Origin of the sequence: Paraurantiacibacter namhicola (genome assembly GCF_001687545.1) — a bacterium.
Classification (GTDB): Bacteria; Pseudomonadota; Alphaproteobacteria; order Sphingomonadales; family Sphingomonadaceae; genus Paraurantiacibacter; species Paraurantiacibacter namhicola.
On sequence record NZ_CP016545.1, the window covers coordinates 2,307,105 to 2,328,128 of the forward strand.

Sequence of the window (21,024 nt, forward strand, 5' to 3'; positions counted from 1 at the left end):
CTTATCCTGGCGTGTGGCCCGAAGGCGCGGTCCGGCCTGTATGACACCGGATTCGCGAGTTAGAACCTTGTTAACCCTTTTTCGTGCCCGATGCAGGGTTAATTTGCACAGCGGGAAGCCGCTTGTGGAAAAACCGACCCGTTTTCGGTCAGTTGAGTTCCACCTGGCTAACGTTGTAGCCCACTTCGCGCAGCGCAGCGACGAGCTGGTCCAGCTGCTCGCGGTCGCGCGCCTCGCATTCGATGTCCGTGACAAGGCCCTTGGCAGGCAAGTCCGTGAAGATGCGCTGGTGGTAGATTTCCAGGATGTTGACGTTGTGCGCCTGGAATTCGCGCATCACCTTGTACAGCGCGCCGGGCCGGTCCTGCAGGGTGATGCGCAGGCGCGCGATGCGGCCTGAGCGAGCAAGATCGCGCAGCAGCACATTGGCCAGCAGGCGCGTATCGATATTGCCGCCGCACAACACCAGCCCCAGCTTGCGCCCGGAAAAGCGTTCCGGCTGGGCCAGCACGGCAGCAAGGCCCGCAGCGCCCGCTCCTTCCACCACGGTCTTTTCGATCTGCAGCAGCAGCGCCACCGCCTTTTCAAGCGATGGCTCGTCCACCAGCAGGATCTCGTCCACCAGCTTCTCGATGATGCGGCCGGTAAAGTCGCCCGGCTTCTTCACGGCAATCCCTTCGGCCAGCGTGTCGCCGCCGCAAGGCAGGTCCTTGCCGGTCAGGCGGTCATACATGCTGGGGTAGAGTTTCGCCTGCACGCCCACCAGCTCGATGTCGGGCTTCAGCGCCCGTGCCGCCGTGCCCATGCCGCTCATCAACCCGCCGCCGCCGATGGGGACGACCAGCGTGTCGATCTCCCCGCAATCTTCCAGCATCTCCAGCGCCACCGTGCCCTGCCCGGCAGCGACATTGGGCTCGTCGAAGGGGTGGACGAAGGTCAGGCCCAGTTCCTGCTCCAGCTGGCGGGCATGGGCGTAAGCTTCGTCGAAAGTCTCGCCTTCCAGCACCACATTGCCGCCAACCTGCTCGGTCTGCATCACCTTCACCATCGGTGTGGTCTTGGGCATCACGATGGTGACCGGCACGCCCAGCCGCCGCCCGTGGTAACTGAGGCCCTGCGAATGGTTGCCCGCGCTGGCCGCAATCACGCCGCGCTCGCGCTGCGCCTTGTCCATCAGCAGCAGGGCGTTCAGCGCGCCGCGTTCCTTGTAAGCTGCCGTGAACTGCAGGTTCTCGAACTTCAGCCAGACATCCGTGCCCACGATGTTGGAAAGCGTCTGCGAATGCATGCAGGGCGTGCGCACCACCTGTCCGGCAATCCGCTCCGCAGCGGCGCGCACATCGTCCAGCGTTAGTTCGGGGGCCTGTTCGGGCGTCGTTCCGGTGTCCATGGCCCCACGCCCTAATCCGATTTCGCAGGCGAAGGAAAGCGCGGAGCGCGATGGCATTGCTTTAGCACGGGCAAGTCGGCAGGAAGCGGGCAGGTTTTCCAAGGGACGTCACTCTCGCCATGATCCGCAAGCTCCTCCTGTTTTTCGCCGCTATCGCCCTCGTCCCCGCGCCCGCCATGGCCGATACGCTGGTCGATAACATCAACGGTATTTCCATCGACCGCGAGGGCAAGGTTACGCGCTTCGCCGCGCTGGTGTTCGACGAGAACGGCCGCATCGTGCAGATCCTGCAGATGGGCGATCCGCTGCCGCGCACCGAATACCGCGTGGACGGCGAAGGCCGCGTCATGGTGCCGGGCTTCATCGACGCGCATGGCCACGTGATGGGCCTTGGGATGGGATTGATGGTGCTGGACCTGTCCGGGACGACCTCGCTGGAGGACGCGCTAGCCACCATCGCCGCTTATGCAGAGGCGAACCCTGGGCGCGCATGGATCATCGGGCGCGGCTGGAACCAGGAGAAATGGGGCCTTGGCCGCTATCCCACCGCTGCCGACCTCGACGCGGTGGTCGGCGACCGCCCCGTCTGGCTGGAGCGGGTGGACGGCCATGCCGGCTGGGCCAACAGCAGCGCGCTGGAAATTGCCGGCGTGACGGCCAGCACGACCTCCCCCGAAGGCGGGCGCATAGAGCGGATTGCAGGTAGCAAGGCGCCCGAGGGCGTGCTGGTGGATGCCGCCATGCCGCTGGTGGCGGACAAGGTGCCCGCATGGCGCGCGGACGAACGCGACGTGGCGTTGGCCAAGGCGCAGGACCTGCTCGTCAGCCAGGGGATCACCGCCATCGCGGATATGGGCACGAGCGTGGAGGACTGGATGACCTTCCGCCGCGCGGGCGATGACGGGCGGCTGGTCGTGCGCATCATGGCCTATGCCACCGGCGTGCCGGAAATGGTGCTGATCGGCGGCACGGGCCCCACGCGCTGGCTGTATGACGACCGGTTGCGGTTGAACGGCGTGAAGCTGTATCTCGACGGAGCGCTGGGCTCGCGCGGGGCGCTGCTGCTGGAAGATTATGAAGATGCGCCGGGCCAACGCGGCCTGCCGCTGATCGGCGGCACGGATTTGCGCAATTTCATGAGCCGCGCGGCGATGGACGGATACCAGGTGGCGATCCACGCCATCGGCACCGCCGCCAATCGTGAGGCGCTGGACGCCATCGAGGAGCTTGGCGCGACTTACACGACCGAGCAGCGCTGGCGCATCGAACACGCGCAGATCGTGCACCCCGACGATATCGTCCGCTTCGGCGAGCTGGGCGTCATCGCCAGCGTCCAGCCCGTGCACCAGACCTCCGACCGGCTGATGGCCGAGGCACGGCTGGGGCCGGACCGGCTGACCGGCGCCTATGCCTGGCGCAGCCTCGCCGCTGCCGGCGCGCCGCTGGCCTTCGGGTCCGACGTACCGGTGGAATTTCCCGATGTGATCGATGGCCTCGCGGTTGCCATCAGCCGCACGGACAAGAGCGGCGAGCCCTTCGGCGGCTGGCGACCGGAAGAAACCGTCAGCCGCGAACAGGCGCTGGCTGGTTTCACCGCGGGTGCGGCCTGGGCTGGCTATGGTGACGGACGCTTCGGCCGGCTGGTGGTCGGCGAACGTGCGGACTTCGTCTTCCTTAGCGACGACCCGCTGATGGCCAGCGTCACCGACACGCGCGAGATTGCCGTGCTGGAGACATGGATCGGCGGCGTGAAAGTGTATGACGCCAATGGTGATGGCGCGGGTGAAGACGCGATGGCGGATGACGGGCGATAATTTCTAGCTCGTCATCCCAGCGAAAGCTGGGATCTCTCGCCCCTCGCGCTTTACCCGAGAAAGAACCCAGCTTCCGCTGGGATGACGATCAGTCGGTGGTTTTCGCCTCTGCCGAGGCTTCGTCCGCAGGCGCTGCCTCCGCCGGCTGCTCGCTGTCCGCGTCGCCTTTCCGCTCGCTGAAGCGCATCAGCAGCAGGCTTCCTTCGAACAGGAAAAGCAGCGGGATAGCGAGGAGCAGCTGCGATCCGGGATCGGGCGGCGTGATGATGGCCGCCACGGCGAACACCGCGACGATGACATAACGCCGCGCGCCCGCCAGTTGCTGGCGGCTGACGATACCTGCGCGGTTCAGCAGCAGCAGCAACACCGGCAGCAGGAAGCTGAACCCGAAGGCCAGGATGAACTGCATCACCAGCCCGAGGTAATCGCCTGCCGCAGGCAGCGCCTCGATCTCCATTCCGCCGGCCTGCCCTTCAAAGCCCAGGAACCAGCGGAACGCGGTTGGCATCACGACGTAGTAAGCCAGCGCCCCGCCCAGCGTGAACAGGATCGGCGTTGCCAACAGGAACGGAAGGAAGGCCTTCTTCTCCTTCACATAAAGCCCCGGAGCGATGAAGGCCCATAGCTGGTTGGCGATGATCGGGAAGCTGACGAAGAAGCCGGCAAACAGCGCCACCTTCAGCTCCACGAAGAACACCTCGTACAGCTTGGTGAAGATCAGCTGGCCCTGCCCATCTGGAAAGGCATCCTTCAGCGGCTGGACCAGGAAGCCGAGGATGGGATCGGCAAAGAACAGGCAGATCGAAAAGCCAACGACCAGCGCCAGTACGGCGCGCACCAGCCGTTTGCGCAGCTCCACCAGGTGATCGAGCAGCGGGGCCTGTGTCTCGTCAATATCGCTGATGCGCAGGGCCATGGCTCAGTCCTGCCCGTCCTGCGAGGAAAGCGGCAGTTCCGGCTCGTCCGAAGCAGGCGGCAATGGCTTCGCCGCCTTCGCGCGGCGCGAATCCGCAGCCGCGGCGTCTTCCGGCAGCCGGTCTTCGGGAGAAGTCCCGGCCTTGTCAGCGGCGGGAGCAGCAGGCCCGGGCAGCGCGCCAGTCGGTTCCATCTCCGCCGGGGCACCATCGGGATATTCGCGCATGATCTTCTCGTTCTGCGCTTTCCACTTCTGCTCCATTTCCTCCATTTCGGCATTGCGCACCATGGCGTCGATCCCGGCGCGGAAATGGCCGGACAGCTTGCGGACCTTGCCGATCCACCGGCCAGCCGTGCGCATGGCACGCGGCATGTCCTTCGGGCCGATCACCACGATGGCGACCACCACGATCAGCAACAGCTCGAAGGCGCCGATGTCGAACATGCAAATGTGCTCCGGGCGCGAGCCGGGCTGCGCGGGGCAACCCGGTCAGGAAATCAGCTTTCGGTGGTCTTGTCCGCCGCCGGCTGCGGATCGGCGGCGGCCTGCGAGGCCGGCTTTGCCTCGTGGTGCGGCCCCTCGATCCGGGCGGAGTCAGGCTTGTCGGAGGAGCCCCCGGCCTCCTCTTCCTTCATGCCCTTCTTGAAGCTGGAAATGCCCTTGCCGAAATCGCCCATCATTTCGGAAATCCGCCCGCGTCCGAACAGGACGAGGACCAGGATCGCAACGATGATGAGCTGTGGCCAACCGATGCCCATGGGGTGTCTCTCTCAAATAGCTTGCCGGCAATATAGGCGCTTTGCACGGCACTTGCCAGTCAGGACGCAGGCTCTTCGTCATCCAGGTCCGCACCGGACGCGTCTGTGTCCGTATCTTCCTCGGCGGTATCCCCTGCGTCGTCGCCCAGATCCGTATCGCCGATCAGGGCCCCATAGGCATCGTCCACCGGGTCGAGCAGGCCGGCGGCTTTCAATTCGTCGATCCCCGGCAGGTCGCGGCGCGATTCCAGGCCGAAATGGACGAGGAATTCCAGCGTCGTGGCGTAAATCAGCGGACGGCCTGGGACCTCGCGCCGCCCCGCTGCCCGCACCCATCCGGCCTCCATCAGCACGTCCAGCGTGCCCTTGGCGGTCTGCACGCCGCGGATCGCCTCGATCTCCGCACGGCTGACGGGTTCGTGATAGGCGATGATGGCCAGAACTTCCGTGGCCGCGCGGCTGAGGCGGCGGACCTGTTCCTTCTCTCGCCGCAGCAAATGCGCGAGGTCCGGCGCGGTCTGGAACTGCCAGCGCTTGGCGCGCTCCACCAGGTGCACGCCGCGCTTCGCATAATGCCCCTGCAATTCAGCCAGTGCGCCGCGGACATCCGCATCGCCGAGATGGGCGGAAAGCTGCTCCGCCGTCAGCGGCTCTTCTGCTGCAAACAGGGCCGCTTCCACCGCGCGCAGAAGGTCGTCTGCTTCCGTCATCGGGCCGCGCCCTTGCGCAGGTGCAGCGGGCCGAAGGTTTCCTCCTGCCGCATCTCCGCCTTACCGAGCCGGGCAAGCTCCAGCGCCGCGACGAAGCTGGATGCGAGCGCCGAACGCTTCAGGCGCGGGTCCGCCTCGCGCGGCAGGAAATCGCGCAGTTCCATCCAGTTGAGGCTGACGCCCAGCATGGAGGAGACCCGGTCCAAGGCCGAATCAAGCGTCATCACGGGGCGTTCGCGCACCATGTGGACAACCGGCTCGTTACGAAGCTGCACGTCGCCATAGCCGCGCACTAGCTGGTACCAGTCGCACTGCCAGGCGCGCACCTTCTCGACGCGCAGCCCCTCCGGCGCGCCGCGCAGGAAGACATCGCGCCCAACTCGGTCCCGCGCCAGCAGCCGCGCCGCCGCTTCCCGCATCGCGCCGAGGCGTTGCAGGCGCAACTGCAGCCGCAGGGCCAGTTCCTCGGGGCTGGGATCCTCCTGCTCTTCCTTCGGCAGCAGCATCGCGGATTTGAGGTAAGCCAGCCACGCCGCCATCACGAGGTAATCGGCAGCAATTTCCAGCTTCAGCGCCTCGGCCGTGTCGATGTAGTCGAGGTACTGGTCGACCAGCGCCAGGATGGAGATCTGGCGCAGATCCACCTTCTGACGCCGTGCGAGGTCGAGCAGCAGGTCGAGCGGGCCTTCCCAGCCATCCAGCTCAAGGTAGAGCGCGCTGTCATCGGTCGGCGCGGAGGCGGGGCCGGCCCAGTCGTCGCCGTCCTGCGTCGCAGGCGCGGTGACATCGTCTAGCAGGAAGCCCTCATCCGTCATGCGGCGGCCCCCTCGATGGCGAGCAGGCTGTCGCGCTTGGCCAGCAGCTCCGCCCTGTCGCCAGAGGCCGCATCCACCTGCGTCCCGGCGAGCGCGCGCTCCAGCCGCTCAGCAGTCTGGGTGGACATGGCGGGGCAGGCCTCGGCCAGGCCTTGCATGTCGTCCATCTTGCCCCAGCAATTCAGCACGATATCGCAGCCTGCCGCCAGCGCGCGGGCGCCGCGCTCCGGCAGAGGGCCATCGAGCGCCTGCATGTCGATATCGTCCGTCAGCAGCAGCCCGTCGAACCCGATCCGCCCGCGGATGATGTCGCGAATGACGGTCTCTGAAAGCGTCGCGGGATTATCCGCGTCCCATTCGGTGAAGATCAGGTGGCCGGTCATCCCGATGGGCGCGGAATTGAGCGCGGCGAAGGGCGCGATGTCGGTCTCCAGCTCCTCGGCAGAGGCGGTGACCGTGGGCAGTTCCTTGTGCGTGTCCACCGCGCTGCGTCCATGGCCCGGCATATGCTTGATGCAGCCCGCCACGCCGCCGCGCGCCAGCCCGTCCAGGATGGCGCGGCCCAATGCCGCCACGCGCTGCGATTCGCGGCCAAGCGCGCGGTCCCCGATCACGTCGTGCGCGCCCTCCTGCCGCACATCGAGCGGCGGGTGGTAATCGACGGTGATGCCCATGGCGGAAAGCTCCAGCGCGAGAGCGTGGGCGTTGACCCGCGCCGCTTCTATCGCGCTGGCGGGGGCGATCTCATACAGCCGGTCGAAAGCCTCGCCGGCCGGGTAATTGGTCCAGTTGGGCGCACGAAGACGGGCCACGCGGCCGCCTTCCTGGTCGATGGAGACCAACAGCTTGTCCCGCCCATGGAGCGCGCGCAAATCGTCCGTCAGGCGGCGCAGCTGCTGCGCGTCCACGCAATTCCTGCCGAACAGGATGTAGCCCGCCGGATCGGCCTCTGCGAAGAAAGCGCGCTCATCTTCCGTCAGGGCAGGACCGCTGGGAGAGAAGATGACCGGAAGCATGGTGGCAGAGTCGCAATTTCGCCCGCCCTGCGCAAGGCGCGGGGCGGGCGAAAATGTGCAAAAACATGCGCGTGGCGCGGCTATTTGACCTGGCAGTCCCCGCCTTGGCCGCGCAGGGCCGTGCACAGCTTGCCGGCCGCGCTGCGGTCACCCGCGACAGCCTGCAGGGCATAGAGCGTGCCGCCATCGCGCTTCAGCTCCACGATGCGGTATTTCGCGCCGCTGAGCGCGCTGTAACGGCCGGAATAGGTGTTCCATGCGGCCTGCGCATTCTCGCGGCTGGAGAACGCCCCCAGCTGCACGCCGACACCACCGCTGGCAGATGCAGTGCCATTGGCAGACCCGGAGGCAGAAGCCGAGCCGGAGCCGGAGCCCGACGCCGAACCACTGCCGGATGCGGCGCTGGAGCCGGAGCCCTGCGAACGGTCGATGCTGGGCGACGGGGCACTGCTGCCCACGCGGCCTTCGCGCTGTTCGCCTTCGCCAACGGCAAAGCTGGTATCGCCCGTGCCTTCGACCTGGCGGCCACCGGGATCTTCCGGCTTTTCCTTGTAATCGCCTTCGGGCGCCTCGATCGTGCTGCCGTCAGCCACCATTTCCGGGTCCGGGCGATCGCGGTTGAGCCACCAGATGCCGCCAATCAGCAGCAGCAGGGCCAGCAGGCCAAGCAGGGCATAGGCGATCAGGCGTGGCGTATCGTAGCCGTCCTCTTCCTCGTACTCGTCATCGCCTTCGAGCCAGGGCAGCGGCTCGTCCTCGTCGGTGAGGTCGAGCTCGTCACTATCGTCCAGTTCCAGGTCGTCTTCCTGGACCAGCTCGTGCTCTTCCAACCGATCGTCATCTTCCGGTCCGGCCATGTCTTACAATTCCTCAACCGCCTCGACCCCCAAAACGGACAGGCCATTGCGTAAAACCTGCCCGATTTGGCAGCTAAGGAAAAGCCTTGCTGCGGTCAGTTCCGCATTCTGTGCCACGATGATGCGTTTCTGCGGGTCGTCATTCCCGGCATTCCAGTAGGCGTGGAAGGCCCCGGCGAGGTCGTAGAGGTAGAAAGCGATGCGGTGCGGCTCGCGCGCCTGCGCTGCGCTTTCCACCATGCGCGGGAATTGCGCGGCTTCCCTGATCAGCGCGATTTCGTCCTCGCCCAGCAGGCCAAGATTGTCACCGGACGGCTCCACGCCTTCTTCCGCCTTTGCCTTGCGCAGCGTCGAATGGATCCGTGCATGGGCATATTGGACGTAGAAGACGGGGTTGTCCTTGGACGCTTCCACCACCTTGGCGAAATCGAAATCCATCTGGGCTTCGGGCTTGCGGGTCAGCATGGTGAAACGCACCACGTCTTTGCCGACTTCCTCCACCATGTCCGCGATGGTGATGAAATTGCCGGACCGCTTGGACATCTTCACCGGCTCGCCGCCGCGAAGCAGCTGCACCATCTGCACCAGCTTCACATCGAAGGGCACGGGCTCACCCTTCCCTTCGCTCAGCGCTTCGACTGCGGCCTTGATGCGCTTGACGGTGCCGGCATGGTCCGCGCCCCAGATATCGATCAGCTCGTCGGAGCTTTCCGCCTTCTGCATGTGATAGGCGAGGTCCGCGCCGAAATAGGTCCAGCTGCCATCGCTCTTCTTGATGGGACGGTCCTGGTCGTCCCCGAATCGGGTCGAGCGGAAGAGAGGCAGCTCCACCGCCTCCCAGTCTTCCGGCGTCTTGCCCTTGGGCTTTTCCAGCTCACCATCATAGACGAGATCGTGCTGGCGCAGCCATTTCTCTGCCTCTTCCGGCTTACCGGCGGCCTGCAATTCGGCTTCCGAAGCGAAGACATCGTGGCGGATGCCCAGCAGCGCAAGGTCGCCCCGGATCATTTCCATCATCGCCGCGACTGCGCGAGTGCGGAACAGGTCCAGCCACTCGCTCTCGGGCGCGCCCTGGTATGTGTCGCCAAATTCCTCGGCCAGCGCCTTGCCGACTGGGATCAGGTAAGGGCCGGGATAGAAACCTTCGGGAATCTCGCCGATGTCCTCGCCCAGCGCCTCGCGGTAACGCAGATGCGCGGACCGGGCGAGCGTCTGTACCTGCGCGCCGGCATCGTTGACGTAATATTCGCGCGTCACCTCGTGCCCGCCGAATTCGAGCAGGCTGGCCAGCGCATCGCCCACCACTGCCCCGCGGCAATGGCCCATGTGCATCGGGCCCGTCGGGTTGGCGGAGACATATTCCACGTTGACGGAGCGCCCGTGGCCCATCGTGGAGCGGCCGTAATCCGTACCGCGCGCGGCTATGGCTTCCAGCTCGCCTAGCCAGACCTGCCGGGCAAGGCGCAGGTTTATGAAACCCGGCCCGGCGATTTCGGTGCTGGTGATCAGCGGATCGTCCGCCAGCTTGCCGACAATCAGCTCGGCCAGCGCGCGCGGATTGGTCTTTGCAGGCTTGGCCAGAACCATGGCTGCATTGGTAGCAAGATCGCCATGCGAGGGATCGCGCGGCGGCTCCACGCTCACATTCGCATGCGGCGTGCCGGGCGGCAGGTGGCCTTCTTTCTCCAGCGCGGTCAGCGCAGCGGAGATCTTGGCAGTGAACTGGGCGTAAAGCGTATCGGGTGCAGGCATGGCCGCGCCGTTAGCGTGTTTGCGCGCTGCGGGAAAGCACCTGCAAGGCCTCGACAGAATCGGTCCCAGGCAGGTGCGAGGTGGCTACCCCGCGCCGTGCCCTGCCAATCAGCGCGTGGCGTTGTAGCGCAGCTGGTCCTGCGTCAGCTGGAAACCGACCAGCAGTTCGAACGAAGCACGCGCCAGCGCGGCCTGCACTTCGGGCTGGGTCAGCGGATCGACGGCTGCATCAGCCTCGCCAGCACGGCGGCGGCGGGTGATCTGCGCGCGAATATCCTCGGGCAGCGTCGCCGCCGCCCGGTCGATCCACGCAGCGCCCGTGCCCGTGCCCTGCGCGCGGTATTCACCGTCTGCGAAGTTCAGCGTGACCTGTCCAATGCGTTTGGCAACGACGGCGCTGCCGCCGCGCATGACGACCGAGTAATACGGCAGGGTTACGGTGCGCGCGCCGCGATTGTCGCGCCGCTGTGCCAGCACGTCGAATGTCGCGGTGGCATAGACCTGGTCACCCGATTCGTCGCACGTGCTGCGCACGTTGGTGATGCTGGCGGTGACGTCGATCGCATCGGCCGTGCGGGCACCTTCGCGGGTGAAGGTGGTCAGGTTGCCCGTGTAATCGGGAACGCCAACAGCCGGGCAGGTGGTGCGCAGCGCGCTGATACCAACGCCCTGTTCCACCACGATATCGCCTTCGGAGCGGCAGCCTGCCAGCGCGAAAGCTGTGGCGGCGGCGGTGATCAGGACCTTGCGAGACATCATCGACTGGAATTCCTTGTCAGTTCGGGGCAGCGCCCTACCTCTTTCATGAGAAGGCCACAACCGCTAGAGCGCCCTGCATGAACGCCCCCTTTCAGAATGACGCCCCCACCGCCAATGCTTCCGGCCGCAAACTGCCGCTGCAAGTGCTCGTCGCTGCGCCGCGCGGGTTCTGCGCCGGCGTCGATCGCGCGATCGAGATCGTGGAAAAGGCGATCGAGCGTTATGGCGCGCCGGTCTATGTCCGGCACGAGATCGTGCACAACCGCTTCGTGGTCGAGGGACTGAAGCAGAAGGGCGCCATCTTCGTCGAGGAACTGGACGAGGTGCCGGACGGGGTTCCGGTCGTCTTCAGCGCGCATGGCGTTCCCAAGGCCGTACCGGCCGAAGCGGAGCAGCGCGGCCTCGATTACCTCGATGCGACCTGCCCGCTGGTCAGCAAGGTGCACCGGCAGGCCGAACGCCAGATCGAAAAGGGTCGGCACATCCTGTTTATTGGCCATGAAGGCCATCCCGAGGTCATCGGCACCATGGGCCAGGTCGAACCCGGCGAGATGACGCTGGTGGAGACGCTGGAAGACGTCGAGAAACTGCCTTTTACACAGGACGATGCGCTGGGTTTCCTGACCCAGACCACGCTTTCCGTCGATGACACGGCGGACATCGTGGAGGCGCTGCGCGTGCGCTATCCGCAGATCGTCGGGCCGAAGGCGGAGGATATCTGCTACGCCACCTCCAACCGGCAGGCGGCAGTCAAGGAAATCGCGCCCGGCGCGGACCTGGTCTTGGTGATTGGTGCGCCCAATTCCTCCAATTCGGTGCGCCTCGTTGAAGTGGCGGAGCGCTGCGGCACGGATGCAAAGCTGATCCAGCGGGCAGAAAACATCGATCCCGCATGGCTCGAAGGCGTTGGCACCCTTGGCCTGACCGCCGGTGCCTCCGCGCCCGAACTCCTCGTGCGCGAGGTGCTCGACAAGCTGTCCGAATGGCGCGAGGTCGAACTGCTGAAGGTCAAGACCGCCGAGGAAAAGATGGTGTTCAAGCTGCCGCGCCAGTTGATGGACTGAGCGCCCCCGTGGCCGTTTATACCCATTTGACGACGGAGGAGATCGGCCAGCTCCTGCAGCATTACGACGTCGGTGAACTGCGCAGCGCCAAGGGCATCGCGGAAGGCGTTTCAAACTCCAACTGGATCGTGGAAACCACGGCCGCGCGCTTCATCCTGACCATTTATGAGGAGCGAACCGAGCGCGAAGGCCTGCCCTTCTTCCTCGGCCTGCTGGACCATCTCTCTGCCAAGGGCAGCCCGGTCCCGCGCACCATCCATGACCGCGATGGCGCCGCCTTCCGCGAAGTGCGCGGCAAGCCCGTGGCCCTGATCGAATATTTGCCCGGCGTATCGCTGTCGCATCCCGATGCGGCGCAAGCAGAGGCGGTCGGCCGCGCACTGGCGCAGCTGCACCTGGATGCGGCGGACTTCGCCGGACGGCGCGCCAATACGCTGGGCCCGGCGCAGTGGCAGGACATGCTGCACGATTGCGGCGATGCGCAGCTTGCCGCCATTGATGCCGCACTGGCCGAGGCGGTTGAGCGCCATCTTGCCCCCATCGTGCGCGAATGGCCGCAGGGCCTGCCATCAGGGATCATCCATGCCGACCTGTTTCCCGACAATGTCCTGACGCTGGGACAGGACGTGACCGGCCTGATCGATTTCTATTTCGCCTGCGACGGCATGTACGCATACGACCTGGCGGTGACACATGCCGCGTGGAGCTTCGATGCGCATGGCGAATACCGCGCACAGATCGGTGCGGCGCTGCTGGCGGGCTATCACGCGGTGCGCCCCGTCAGCGAAGAGGAGCGGGCCGCCCTGCCACTGCTCGCGCGCGGCGCGGCCATGCGCTTCATCGCCACGCGGGCGCATGACTGGATACACACGCCGCCCGATGCGCTGGTGGTGCGCAAGGACCCGATGGATTTCGTGCGCCGCCTCGAATTCTACACCGCCTGCGGCGAGGATGTGTTTACCTTGCGGGATCAGGCCTAAGGCGGGGTGATGAAAACGATCGAGATCTTCACGGATGGGGCCTGCAAGGGCAATCCCGGGCCGGGCGGCTGGGGCGCGCTGCTGCGCATGGGCAAGCATGAGAAGGAACTGGCCGGGGCGGAGCTGGACACCACCAACAACCGCATGGAAATGTCAGCCGTGCTGCATGCGCTCAATGCGCTGACCGAACCGTGCGACGTCACCGTCTATTCCGACAGCAAATATGTGATCGACGGGATGACCAAGTGGATCCACGGCTGGAAGAAACGCGGCTGGGTCAATGCCAGCAAGAAGCCGGTGCGCAATGCGGATCTGTGGCACGACCTGATCGAGGCCGTGCGGCCCCACCGCGTCAGCTGGCAGTGGGTGAAAGGCCATGCGGGCCACGCGGAAAACGAACGCGTCGACCGGCTGGCAAGCGACGCTGCGGACGAAATCGCCCGCAGCGCTGCCGCTCAGTAATCAGGAATTGTCGACGGTTTCCGCGCCCGGCCCGTTCTTCTGGATCGATTCGATCGCAGCTTTCGCGCTGGACTTGCTGGAATAGCCTTCGGTCGAGAACATCACTTCGGAATTGTACTTGAAGCGCACGCGGAATTCGCCGGCCTTGTCCTTGTAGATCTCGAAATGGTGAGCCATCGGGTGTCCTCTCTGGTTGATTCGGCGGCCACCCTAACAAATGTCTGCTTGCTGGCTAGGGGGCAGGCGAAAACCGCGCGGGATCGTACCGCGCCGGGTACAGCCCACTCGTCATCGCGTCGCTTCCAAGCCCCAGCATCACCTGCGCCCCCATCCGCGCGGCAGCAGGGGCCGTCTGGATGCCGCTGCCGCCCTGCCCTGCAAACCAGAAGAAGCTGCGCTCCGCCCGGTCGAAGCCATAAGCCGGCATGCGGTCCGCGGTGAAGCTGCGAAGGCCAGCCCACCGATGTTCGACCGCCTCCACACGCCAGCCGATCACCTGCGAGAAGCGGTCCAGTGCACGGGCCACGTCGATCTCCTCCGCCGCCGCGTCGCAAGGCTCGCTCGGCGTCTCGTCATGCGGGCTCAGCCACACGCGGCCGCTATCGGGGCGGAAGTAGAACTCGCCGGAGATGTCCAGCGTCAGGGGCAAGGCTGCCGGGGCTGGCGGATCGGTGCGCAGGACAGCCACGGTGCGGCGTAGCGGTGTGATGCCGACCGGCGCAGCGCCAGCCATCGCGGCGATACGATCCGCCCACGCCCCGGCTGCGTTGGCGACCTTGCCCGCGCGGACGACCTGCCCGGTTTCGGTTTCGACCTGCCAGCCTTCGCCCATACGCCGGATGGCACTGACCCGCGCATTGCATCGCAGCTGAACACCGCCGGCGCGGGCCAGTCGCAGGTAATGCTGGTGGAGCGCGGCCACATCGATGTCGGCACAATCCGGCTGCCAGATCGCCTGCGTCCAGTCCCTGGAAATCTTGGGGATTCGCTGCTCGATCCCAGCACGGCCGATCCGCTCGAAGCTGGCCTGCGTGCGTGCAAACCGCTGCTGGAAGGCGTCCAGCTTTGCGGCGTCTTCATCGCGCCCGATATACAGCGCGCCGCGCGGGGCAAGAAAGCCGCTGTCGCGCAGGTAAGGGCCGGATGCGAGCGTGAGCGGGACCAGGCCCGGCCCGCCGTAGCATTCCTCCCAGAAGGCGGCGGAGCGACCGGTGGTGTGGTAGCCCGGCTGCGCTTCCGCTTCCAGCAGCAGCACCCGCAGCCTGTCACCACCCAGCGAAACCAGCTCGGCAGCCAGGCTGGCCCCAGCCATGCCCGCGCCTATGATGGCGATGTCGTATGCGTCGTTCACACCGGGAAATGCCGGTCCAGGAAGTCGTCGATGCCGCCCAGCGCACGCTGGCGAACCGGGTCGATCTCGCGCAGGATCTCGTGCCGCGCTTCCTTCCCGAAGGGCAGGAAATCAGCGCCGGGTATCCGCGAAGCCGCGCGTTCGATTGCCCTGAAGCCAACCAGCAGGTCTGCCGAGGTCCCGAAGATGAAGCTGGGCACCTCGATAGCCTCCAGCGTACCCGGCGATTCGAGGTACTTGATCGAATTTATGGCGGCCGTCAGCCACCCCCAGCTGCCCGGTCCCATCTTCAGGACGGGGCGCTGCTCTATCCACTTGGCCTCATCGGCATAGCGGTCCTCGTCATGGGTCAGCAGCTTGATGCGGGTCTCCAGCTGCGTGCCGGGCTTCTCGCTCACCTTCCATGCCGGGCGGCGCGGATCGCCGATGCGGCGCATGATCGCCGCCAGCGATGCGCTGACGCCAAGCGGCACGCTTTCGGGCAGGAACCCCAGCATCGGGGCGCTCAGGATCATGGCATTCGGTTTCACCCGTCCTTCTGCCACGGCGCGCAGCACCAGGTGCCCGCCCATGGAGTGGCCGGCGATGACGTGCGGGCCGGGCGTCGTCTCGCGCCAGTGATCCCAATACTGCGCAAGGTCCTTCGTCCAGGTGGCAAAATCCTCCACATGGCCGGTGGTCTTGTCCGTGCCCAGCCGGCCGCTGCCTGCCTGCCCGCGCCAGTCCGCTGCGCTGACTTGCCAGCCCTGCAGCCGCCAGTGCTCGAATGTTTCGAGGTATTTTTCGTAAAAATCGCCGCGGCCCGGCATGAAGAGGATGGACCCGCGGATGCCGCCTTCGGGCGGCGCCCACATGATCGTGCGGATCCTGTGCCCGTCTTCTGCGCGCCAGAGCGTCTCTGTCGCGTTGGACGGCACGGTGGTGGCCGTGTGCCTCGTATCGGGAAATTCGCGTGTCACGGTGTCCATGTGGTGAATTCCACCTTCGCTCGCGTGGTTACTATTTGGTAAGCCATCGCCTGTAGCACTCGCCCTGAAGGTTCAAGGGGGCAATTTCACAGTGCTGGACGATCCAATCAAATATGGCCTGCTGGCGCTGTTGGCGCTGGCCTTGGTTATTGCCGCATTCACCGACCTGAAAAGCCGCACCATCGGCAACTGGCTGACCGGCGCCGTCGCGCTGGGTGCGCCGGTGTTCTGGTGGGCCAGCGGCATGGCCCTGTGGCCCGACATCGCAACGCAAGTAGGCGTGGCGCTGGTGACATTCGCGGCGCTGGCCGTGCTGTTCGCGATGCGCGCCATGGGCGGCGGCGACGTGAAGCTGCTGACCGCCCTTGCGCTGTGGATACAGCCGCAGTGGTTCCTGCAATTGCTGGTGATGATGGCGCTGCTGGGCGGCGTGCTGACCATCGTGTTTGCCGCCGTGCACATGCTGCGCGGCCGCCGCGAGCGTCTGGCGATCCCTTATGGCGTGGCGATTTCGATGGCCGGGCTGTGGGTGCTTTCCAGCCATTACATGCCGGCCGCAGCGCAAGCTGCCGTCATGGCGCCATGAACCCGATTTTAACCAATCCCGCCGTATCAGCGGTCAATCGTAATCCCATTTCCATTTAGGGGGCCTTGAGTTCGATGGACAGGAAGAAGCTTATTCTGCTGGTAGGTGCGCTGATCATCGCGGTCGGCACGGCATTTGCCGCGCGGAGCATGTTCGCTGGGGCGTCTGCCCCGCAGGCCGAGGCCGCACCCGCTGTACCGCAGGGCCCCAAGGTCCTGGTCGCCAAGCGCGGCCTGCCGGTCGGCACGATCATCACTGCCGATGCCATCGGCTACCAGCTGTGGCCGCAGGAAATGGTGCAGGACGCCTATTTCGTTGAAGGCGAAGCGGATATGAGCAAGCTGCTCGGCACCGTTGTGCGTCACGCAGTGACTGCCGGTGAACCCGTAACGCAGGGCTCGCTTGTAAGCCCGGGCGACCGCGGCTTCCTGGCGGCTGCCCTTGCACCCGGCATGCGCGCCATCACCGTCCCCGTGTCGGAAAAGACCGGCGTTGGCGGCTTCATCTTCCCGGGCGACCGTGTCGACCTGGTCCTGACGCAGACCGTCAATGGCGCGGAAGGCCAGAACCTGCAGGCGTCCGAGACGATCCTTCGCAACCTGCGCGTGCTCGCCACCGACCAGTCCACTGAAACCACGACGGACGAGAACGGCAAGACCGTTGTTCGCGCCCTGCGTACAGTGACGCTGGAAGTGACGCCGCGCATCGCGGAAAAGATCGCCGTGGCGCAGACCATCGGCACGCTTTCCCTCTCCCTGCGCTCCATCGCGGATAACCAGTCCGAACTGGAACGCGCCATCGCTTCGGGTGAAGTGACCGTGCCCGATGGCGTCAGCAAGGAAGAGGAAGAAGCCCTTCTGAAGGAAGCCATGGCTCGCCCGCAAGATGGTGCCACCAGCTATGTGACGGGCGGCGACGTGTCGCGCTTCCAGCGCAGCACCGTTCCCTCGCAGCGTGCAGCTGCCCCGGCTCCGGCCCCTGCAGCCGCACCGCAGCAGGGCGGCGCTCCCGCCGGCCAGCCCGGCGTCGCACGCCCCGCCGGCCCCGTGGTCAACGTGACCCGCGGCAAGGAAACGACGGCAGAACCGATCGGCAAGTCCGGCCGGGACCTGACCACCCAATCATCGCGCGGCTTGTCCGGTGCAGCCAGCACCGTGCCCGCCGCCCAGGCCGTGGTTCGCTGAGATGCACCGCGCCAACACCCATTCGCAGGCCGCAATGGCCCGAATTCCCGAACCGAGGGGCAAGACCATGAAGAGCCGTCTTCTGAAAACAATCCTGGGAGCTGCCTGTGCGCTGGCCCCGCTGGCCGCAGTGCCGGTGGGTTCCGCCACCGCGCAGAACGTGATCGCGCCTTCGCAGGACATCGCGCTCAGCATCGGGCGTGGCCAGTTGGTCAACGTGCCCGGCAACATGACCGACATCTTCGTGGCGAACGACCAGGTGGCCGACGTGCAGGTGAAAAGCCGCCGCCAGCTCTACGTCTTCGGCCTCGCAGGCGGTGAGACCACGATTTACGCCAGCAACGCTGCGGGCGACATCATCTGGTCCGCCAATGTCCGCGTTGGTTCGAACATCGACAGCGTCGACCAGATGCTGCGCCTCGCCATGCCGGAAGCCAACATCCAGGTTTCCACCATGGGCACCAACACCTTCCTGCTGACCGGCACCGTGGCCGCTCCGGAAGATGCGGCAGAGGCAGAGCGCCTCGTCGCAGCCTTCGTGGGCGAAGATGCCAATGTCATCTCCCGCCTTCGCATGGCGACCCCGCTGCAGGTAAACCTGCGCGTGCGCTTTGCCGAAGTCAGCCGGTCGCTGGTTCGCACAATCGGTACGAACCTGACCACCATCGACAGCACCAGCGGCATCCAGTTCGGTATCGGACAGGGCCGTGACGGCTATGCCCCGACGTTTGCCCCCGGCAGCGGCGTGACCTGTGTCGGCTCCACGACCTGCCAGGCCATTGGCGCTGGCGGTGCGCAGACGCCCGGCACGAACATCAGCCCGATCAGCCCCGGCACGACGCTGGGCGTGGTTGGCAGCTTCCTCGGCCTCGACATCGGCGCCGCTTTCGACCTTGCGGAACGCAACGGCCTGGTGACCACGCTGTCGCAGCCGAACCTGACCGCACTGTCGGGCGAAACGGCCGAATTCCTGGCCGGTGGCGAATTCCCGATCCCGCTCAGCCAGGGCCTGGGCACGACCACCGTCGAGTACAAGAAGTACGGTGTCAGCCTGTCCTATACGCCGACCGTGCTGGCCAATGGCCGCATCTCGATCCGCGTGCGTCCCGAAGTGTCCGAGCTTTCGAGCCAGGGCGCAGTGACGCTGAACGGCTTCCAGATCCCTGCCCTCACCATCCGCCGCGCGGAAACGACGGTGGAACTGGGCAGCGGCCAGAGCTTCATGATTGCCGGCCTGCTGAGCAACAATGCGCAGTCCACGATCGACAAGGCGCCGGGCGTTGGCGACCTGCCGATCATCGGCAATCTGTTCAAGAGCCAGGACTTCCGCCGCGGCGAGACCGAACTGGTGATCGTGGTGACCCCGTATCTGGTGCGCCCGGTCAATGACCGTGACATCGTCCTGCCGACTGACGGCTACCGCGCGCCAAGCGCCGGGCAGCAGCTGTTCCTGAACCAGGAGACGGACGGGGTATCCGGCGCAAGCCGCCCGCTGCCGCAGCCTGCCGGTCAGCCCGCACCCGATCCCCAGGTCAGCCTGATCGACCAAGGCCAGCCCGAAGTCGCAGGCGGCCAGCCGCGTGACCGTCGGCGCCAGCCCGCTTCCGGCCAGCGCGCCGAAGCAGTCGCCCCCGGCTTCAGCATCAATTGAGAGAGGCTAAGATGAACAAGATTTCCCTGAAACGCGCCGCAACCACGGCGCTCGCCCTCTCCCTCGGCATGGGTCTTTCGGCCTGCATGTCCGGTAGCGAGCCGGCCAACCGCAGCCTGAATTCGGTCAACCAGCCGGTTGTCGAACGTCAGAGCTATGCGCTGGACCTGCGCGCCACTGCCGCCGGCCTGCCGGTGACGGAACAGCAGCGCCTGAATGACTGGTTTTCCAGCATGGGCGTGGGTTACGGCGCACGTGTCGCCATCGACGATCCCAGCGGCAACCGCGCCGTGGCGGAAGACGTCGCAGCGATTGCCGGCCGTTACGGCCTGCTCGTGCAGCCGGGTGCACCGGTCACCGCCGGTTACGTCGAGCCGGGCACGGTTCGTGTCACGATCACCCGCTCCGTCGCTTACGTGCCGGGCTGCCCGAACTGGTCCGACAAGGCACCGGATTTCGGCAAGAACGCCACCTCGCAGGGCTTCGGCTGCGCCGTGAACAGCAACATGGCTGCCATGGTTGCCGATCCCGAGCACCTGATCCGCGGCGCCGACGGCAATGGCAACACGGTGATTATGAGCAGCAACAAGGCGATCGAAACCTATCGCGACCAGCAGCCGACCGGCGCTGGCGGCCTGCCCGCAGTTTCTTCGAAAGGCGAGTAAGATGAACGCACCCTGGAAACCGAACCTTGCGGGCAACCGCGATCCGTTTGCAGCCTTCATCTGCGACGATGCGGCGCTGGACCAGCTGCGCCCGATCATCATCGAAATGGGCTGGCAGCCCGAGAAGTGCAACAAGGGCGGCCTGCGCAATGCCGTGCAGGCCCTGTCGATTTCCGCCAGCCCGGCCATCCTGATGGTCGACCTGTCGGAAAGCGGAGACCCGCTGAACGATATCAACGCGCTGGCGGAAGTCTGCGAGCCGGGCACGGTGGTGATCGCCATCGGCCAGGTCAACGACGTGCGCCTGTACCGCGACCTGCTGGCCAGCGGCATCCACGATTACCTGCTGAAGCCGCTGAGCTCTGGCCAGGTGCGCGATGCCCTGACGCAGGCGCAGTCCGTATTCATGGCCCCCAAGAATGGCGAAGGCGAAGCGACCAAGTCGCATGTTGCCACCGCCGTCGTGGGAACGCGCGGCGGCGTGGGTGCATCCACCCTTGCCACTTCGCTGGCATGGATGTTCAGCGCCGATGCAAAGATGCCCACCGCGCTGCTGGACCTTGATGTCCACTTCGGCACGGGCGCGCTTTCGCTGGACCTTGAGCCGGGCCGCGGCCTGACCGACGCGATCGAGAACCCCAGCCGTATCGACGGACTGTTCATCGAACGCGCCATGATCCGCGCCAACGACAACCTTGCCATCCTTTCCGCAGAAGCGCCGATCAACTCGCCGCTGATGACGGATGGCAGCGCCTTCGTGCAGCTGGAGGAAGAATTCCGCCAGTCGTTCGAGATGTCGGTGGTGGACCTGCCGCGCAACATGCTGATCAACTTCCCGCACGTGCTGCAGGAAATGAATGTCATGGCACTGGTCACGGAAATGACGCTGGCATCCGCCCGCGACACCATCCGTATCCTGTCCTGGCTGAAGACCAATGCGCCCGGCGTGCAGCCCCTGGTGGTTGCCAACCGCGTGCAGAGCGGCGCAGCCGAAATCAGCAAGGCCGACTTCGAAGCCAGCATCGAACGCAAGATCAATTACGTGATCCCGTTCGATCACAAGGCCGCGGTCAACGCAGCGAAGCTCGGCCAGACCTTCATCGAGGCGAATTCCTCCAGCAAGGCCGCATCGGTCATGCGCGACATCGGCAATGCCATCATGGGCGCAGCCGACGAGGAAGCAGGCGACATCACCGAAGCGGGTCCGACCTCGCTGCTCGGCAAGTTCGACCTGAAGTCGCTGCTGGGCAAGAAACCCGCTGCAAAGGCCGAACCGGCCCGCGAAGCAGCTGAGTAACAACGGCGGGCGCGGTTTCCGGCAAGGGA

The 21,024-nt window shown here is 65.7% G+C and carries 22 protein-coding genes; 9 read left to right on the plus strand and 13 right to left on the minus strand.

All coding sequences use genetic code 11. From position 1 onward, the window contains the following. Positions 1–148: 148 nt before the first annotated feature. Positions 149–1,390 (minus strand): threonine ammonia-lyase, encoded by a 1,242-nt coding sequence (locus tag A6F65_RS11290; protein ID WP_067788817.1) that lies wholly within the window; start codon positions 1,388–1,390, stop codon positions 149–151. A gap of 119 nt (positions 1,391–1,509) precedes the next feature. Here A6F65_RS11290 and A6F65_RS11295 point away from each other — a divergent pair, with 119 nt between their 5' ends. Further along, positions 1,510–3,204, plus strand: a complete 1,695-nt coding sequence (locus tag A6F65_RS11295; RefSeq protein ID WP_067788823.1) for an amidohydrolase — start codon at positions 1,510–1,512, stop codon at positions 3,202–3,204. Between the two features lie 88 nt (positions 3,205–3,292). Here A6F65_RS11295 and tatC read toward each other — a convergent pair whose 3' ends face one another. From tatC to A6F65_RS11340, 9 genes are all read right to left on the minus strand, one after another. Further along, on the minus strand, positions 3,293–4,120 hold the full coding sequence (gene tatC / locus A6F65_RS11300) for a twin-arginine translocase subunit TatC (protein WP_067788826.1): 828 nt from the start codon (positions 4,118–4,120) through the stop codon (positions 3,293–3,295). Between the two features lie 3 nt (positions 4,121–4,123). Next, positions 4,124–4,564, minus strand: a complete 441-nt coding sequence (gene tatB, locus A6F65_RS11305) for a Sec-independent protein translocase protein TatB (protein WP_067788830.1) — start codon at positions 4,562–4,564, stop codon at positions 4,124–4,126. A gap of 53 nt (positions 4,565–4,617) precedes the next feature. Beyond that, positions 4,618–4,878, minus strand: a complete 261-nt coding sequence (tatA, locus tag A6F65_RS11310; protein WP_067788832.1) for a twin-arginine translocase TatA/TatE family subunit — start codon at positions 4,876–4,878, stop codon at positions 4,618–4,620. A 59-nt stretch (positions 4,879–4,937) separates the two neighbouring features. Further along, a complete protein-coding gene (gene scpB, locus A6F65_RS11315; protein ID WP_067788836.1) occupies positions 4,938–5,588 on the minus strand; it encodes an SMC-Scp complex subunit ScpB in 651 nt (216 codons plus the stop codon). Continuing rightward, positions 5,585–6,403 carry a segregation and condensation protein A gene (locus tag A6F65_RS11320; protein WP_067788839.1) on the minus strand — a complete coding sequence of 273 codons (819 nt, stop codon included), beginning with the start codon at positions 6,401–6,403 and terminating at the stop codon, positions 5,585–5,587. The genes scpB and A6F65_RS11320 overlap by 4 nt, the downstream gene beginning before the upstream one ends. Beyond that, the gene (gene nagZ / locus A6F65_RS11325) at positions 6,400–7,419 is read right to left on the minus strand and encodes a beta-N-acetylhexosaminidase (protein WP_067788842.1); all 1,020 of its coding nucleotides are present in this window, start codon (positions 7,417–7,419) and stop codon (positions 6,400–6,402) included. The genes A6F65_RS11320 and nagZ overlap by 4 nt, the downstream gene beginning before the upstream one ends. 80 nt (positions 7,420–7,499) lie before the next feature. Next, the gene (locus A6F65_RS11330; protein ID WP_083989487.1) at positions 7,500–8,276 is read right to left on the minus strand and encodes an SPOR domain-containing protein; all 777 of its coding nucleotides are present in this window, start codon (positions 8,274–8,276) and stop codon (positions 7,500–7,502) included. A 3-nt stretch (positions 8,277–8,279) separates the two neighbouring features. Beyond that, the gene (gene argS, locus A6F65_RS11335) at positions 8,280–10,028 is read right to left on the minus strand and encodes an arginine--tRNA ligase (protein WP_067788844.1); all 1,749 of its coding nucleotides are present in this window, start codon (positions 10,026–10,028) and stop codon (positions 8,280–8,282) included. 108 nt (positions 10,029–10,136) lie between these two features. After that, complete coding sequence (locus A6F65_RS11340; protein ID WP_067788847.1) at positions 10,137–10,787, minus strand: hypothetical protein; 651 nt, start codon at positions 10,785–10,787, stop codon at positions 10,137–10,139. Positions 10,788–10,864: 77 nt separating this feature from the next. Between A6F65_RS11340 and ispH the strand changes: the two genes are divergently transcribed. The 3 genes from ispH to rnhA are packed head-to-tail and all read left to right on the plus strand — an operon-like array spanning position 10,865 to position 13,293. Next, positions 10,865–11,851 carry a 4-hydroxy-3-methylbut-2-enyl diphosphate reductase gene (gene ispH / locus A6F65_RS11345; RefSeq protein WP_067788850.1) on the plus strand — a complete coding sequence of 329 codons (987 nt, stop codon included), beginning with the start codon at positions 10,865–10,867 and terminating at the stop codon, positions 11,849–11,851. A gap of 8 nt (positions 11,852–11,859) precedes the next feature. Beyond that, positions 11,860–12,831, plus strand: coding sequence for a homoserine kinase (gene thrB, locus A6F65_RS11350; protein ID WP_067788853.1), 972 nt, complete (start codon positions 11,860–11,862; stop codon positions 12,829–12,831). Positions 12,832–12,840: 9 nt separating this feature from the next. Beyond that, positions 12,841–13,293: a ribonuclease HI gene (gene rnhA / locus A6F65_RS11355; protein WP_067788857.1), complete on the plus strand. Its 453-nt coding sequence runs from the start codon at positions 12,841–12,843 to the stop codon at positions 13,291–13,293. Here the strand turns inward: rnhA and A6F65_RS11360 are convergent, their stop codons facing one another. From A6F65_RS11360 to A6F65_RS11370, 3 genes are read right to left on the minus strand one after another with little or no spacing between them, the layout of a single operon-like run. Then, on the minus strand, positions 13,294–13,470 hold the full coding sequence (locus A6F65_RS11360; RefSeq protein WP_067788861.1) for a YegP family protein: 177 nt from the start codon (positions 13,468–13,470) through the stop codon (positions 13,294–13,296). 55 nt (positions 13,471–13,525) lie between these two features. Next, positions 13,526–14,644, minus strand: a complete 1,119-nt coding sequence (locus A6F65_RS11365) for an NAD(P)/FAD-dependent oxidoreductase (RefSeq protein WP_083989489.1) — start codon at positions 14,642–14,644, stop codon at positions 13,526–13,528. Then, complete coding sequence (locus A6F65_RS11370) at positions 14,641–15,612, minus strand: alpha/beta fold hydrolase (RefSeq protein WP_067788864.1); 972 nt, start codon at positions 15,610–15,612, stop codon at positions 14,641–14,643. The genes A6F65_RS11365 and A6F65_RS11370 overlap by 4 nt, the downstream gene beginning before the upstream one ends. 91 nt (positions 15,613–15,703) lie before the next feature. Between A6F65_RS11370 and A6F65_RS11375 the strand changes: the two genes are divergently transcribed. The 5 genes from A6F65_RS11375 to A6F65_RS11395 all read left to right on the plus strand — a co-directional run bounded on the left by A6F65_RS11375 (position 15,704) and on the right by A6F65_RS11395 (position 20,995). Then, entirely contained in the window at positions 15,704–16,198 is a 495-nt protein-coding gene (locus A6F65_RS11375) for an A24 family peptidase (protein ID WP_067788867.1), read from the plus strand. Between the two features lie 74 nt (positions 16,199–16,272). Beyond that, complete coding sequence (gene cpaB / locus A6F65_RS11380) at positions 16,273–17,382, plus strand: Flp pilus assembly protein CpaB (RefSeq protein ID WP_067788870.1); 1,110 nt, start codon at positions 16,273–16,275, stop codon at positions 17,380–17,382. Positions 17,383–17,449: 67 nt separating this feature from the next. After that, positions 17,450–19,033: a type II and III secretion system protein family protein gene (locus A6F65_RS11385; protein WP_067788873.1), complete on the plus strand. Its 1,584-nt coding sequence runs from the start codon at positions 17,450–17,452 to the stop codon at positions 19,031–19,033. Between the two features lie 11 nt (positions 19,034–19,044). After that, positions 19,045–19,698, plus strand: coding sequence for a CpaD family pilus assembly protein (locus A6F65_RS11390; RefSeq protein ID WP_067788877.1), 654 nt, complete (start codon positions 19,045–19,047; stop codon positions 19,696–19,698). A 1-nt stretch (position 19,699) separates the two neighbouring features. Beyond that, the gene (locus A6F65_RS11395) at positions 19,700–20,995 is read left to right on the plus strand and encodes a pilus assembly protein CpaE (protein ID WP_067788881.1); all 1,296 of its coding nucleotides are present in this window, start codon (positions 19,700–19,702) and stop codon (positions 20,993–20,995) included. Positions 20,996–21,024: the final 29 nt, after the last annotated feature.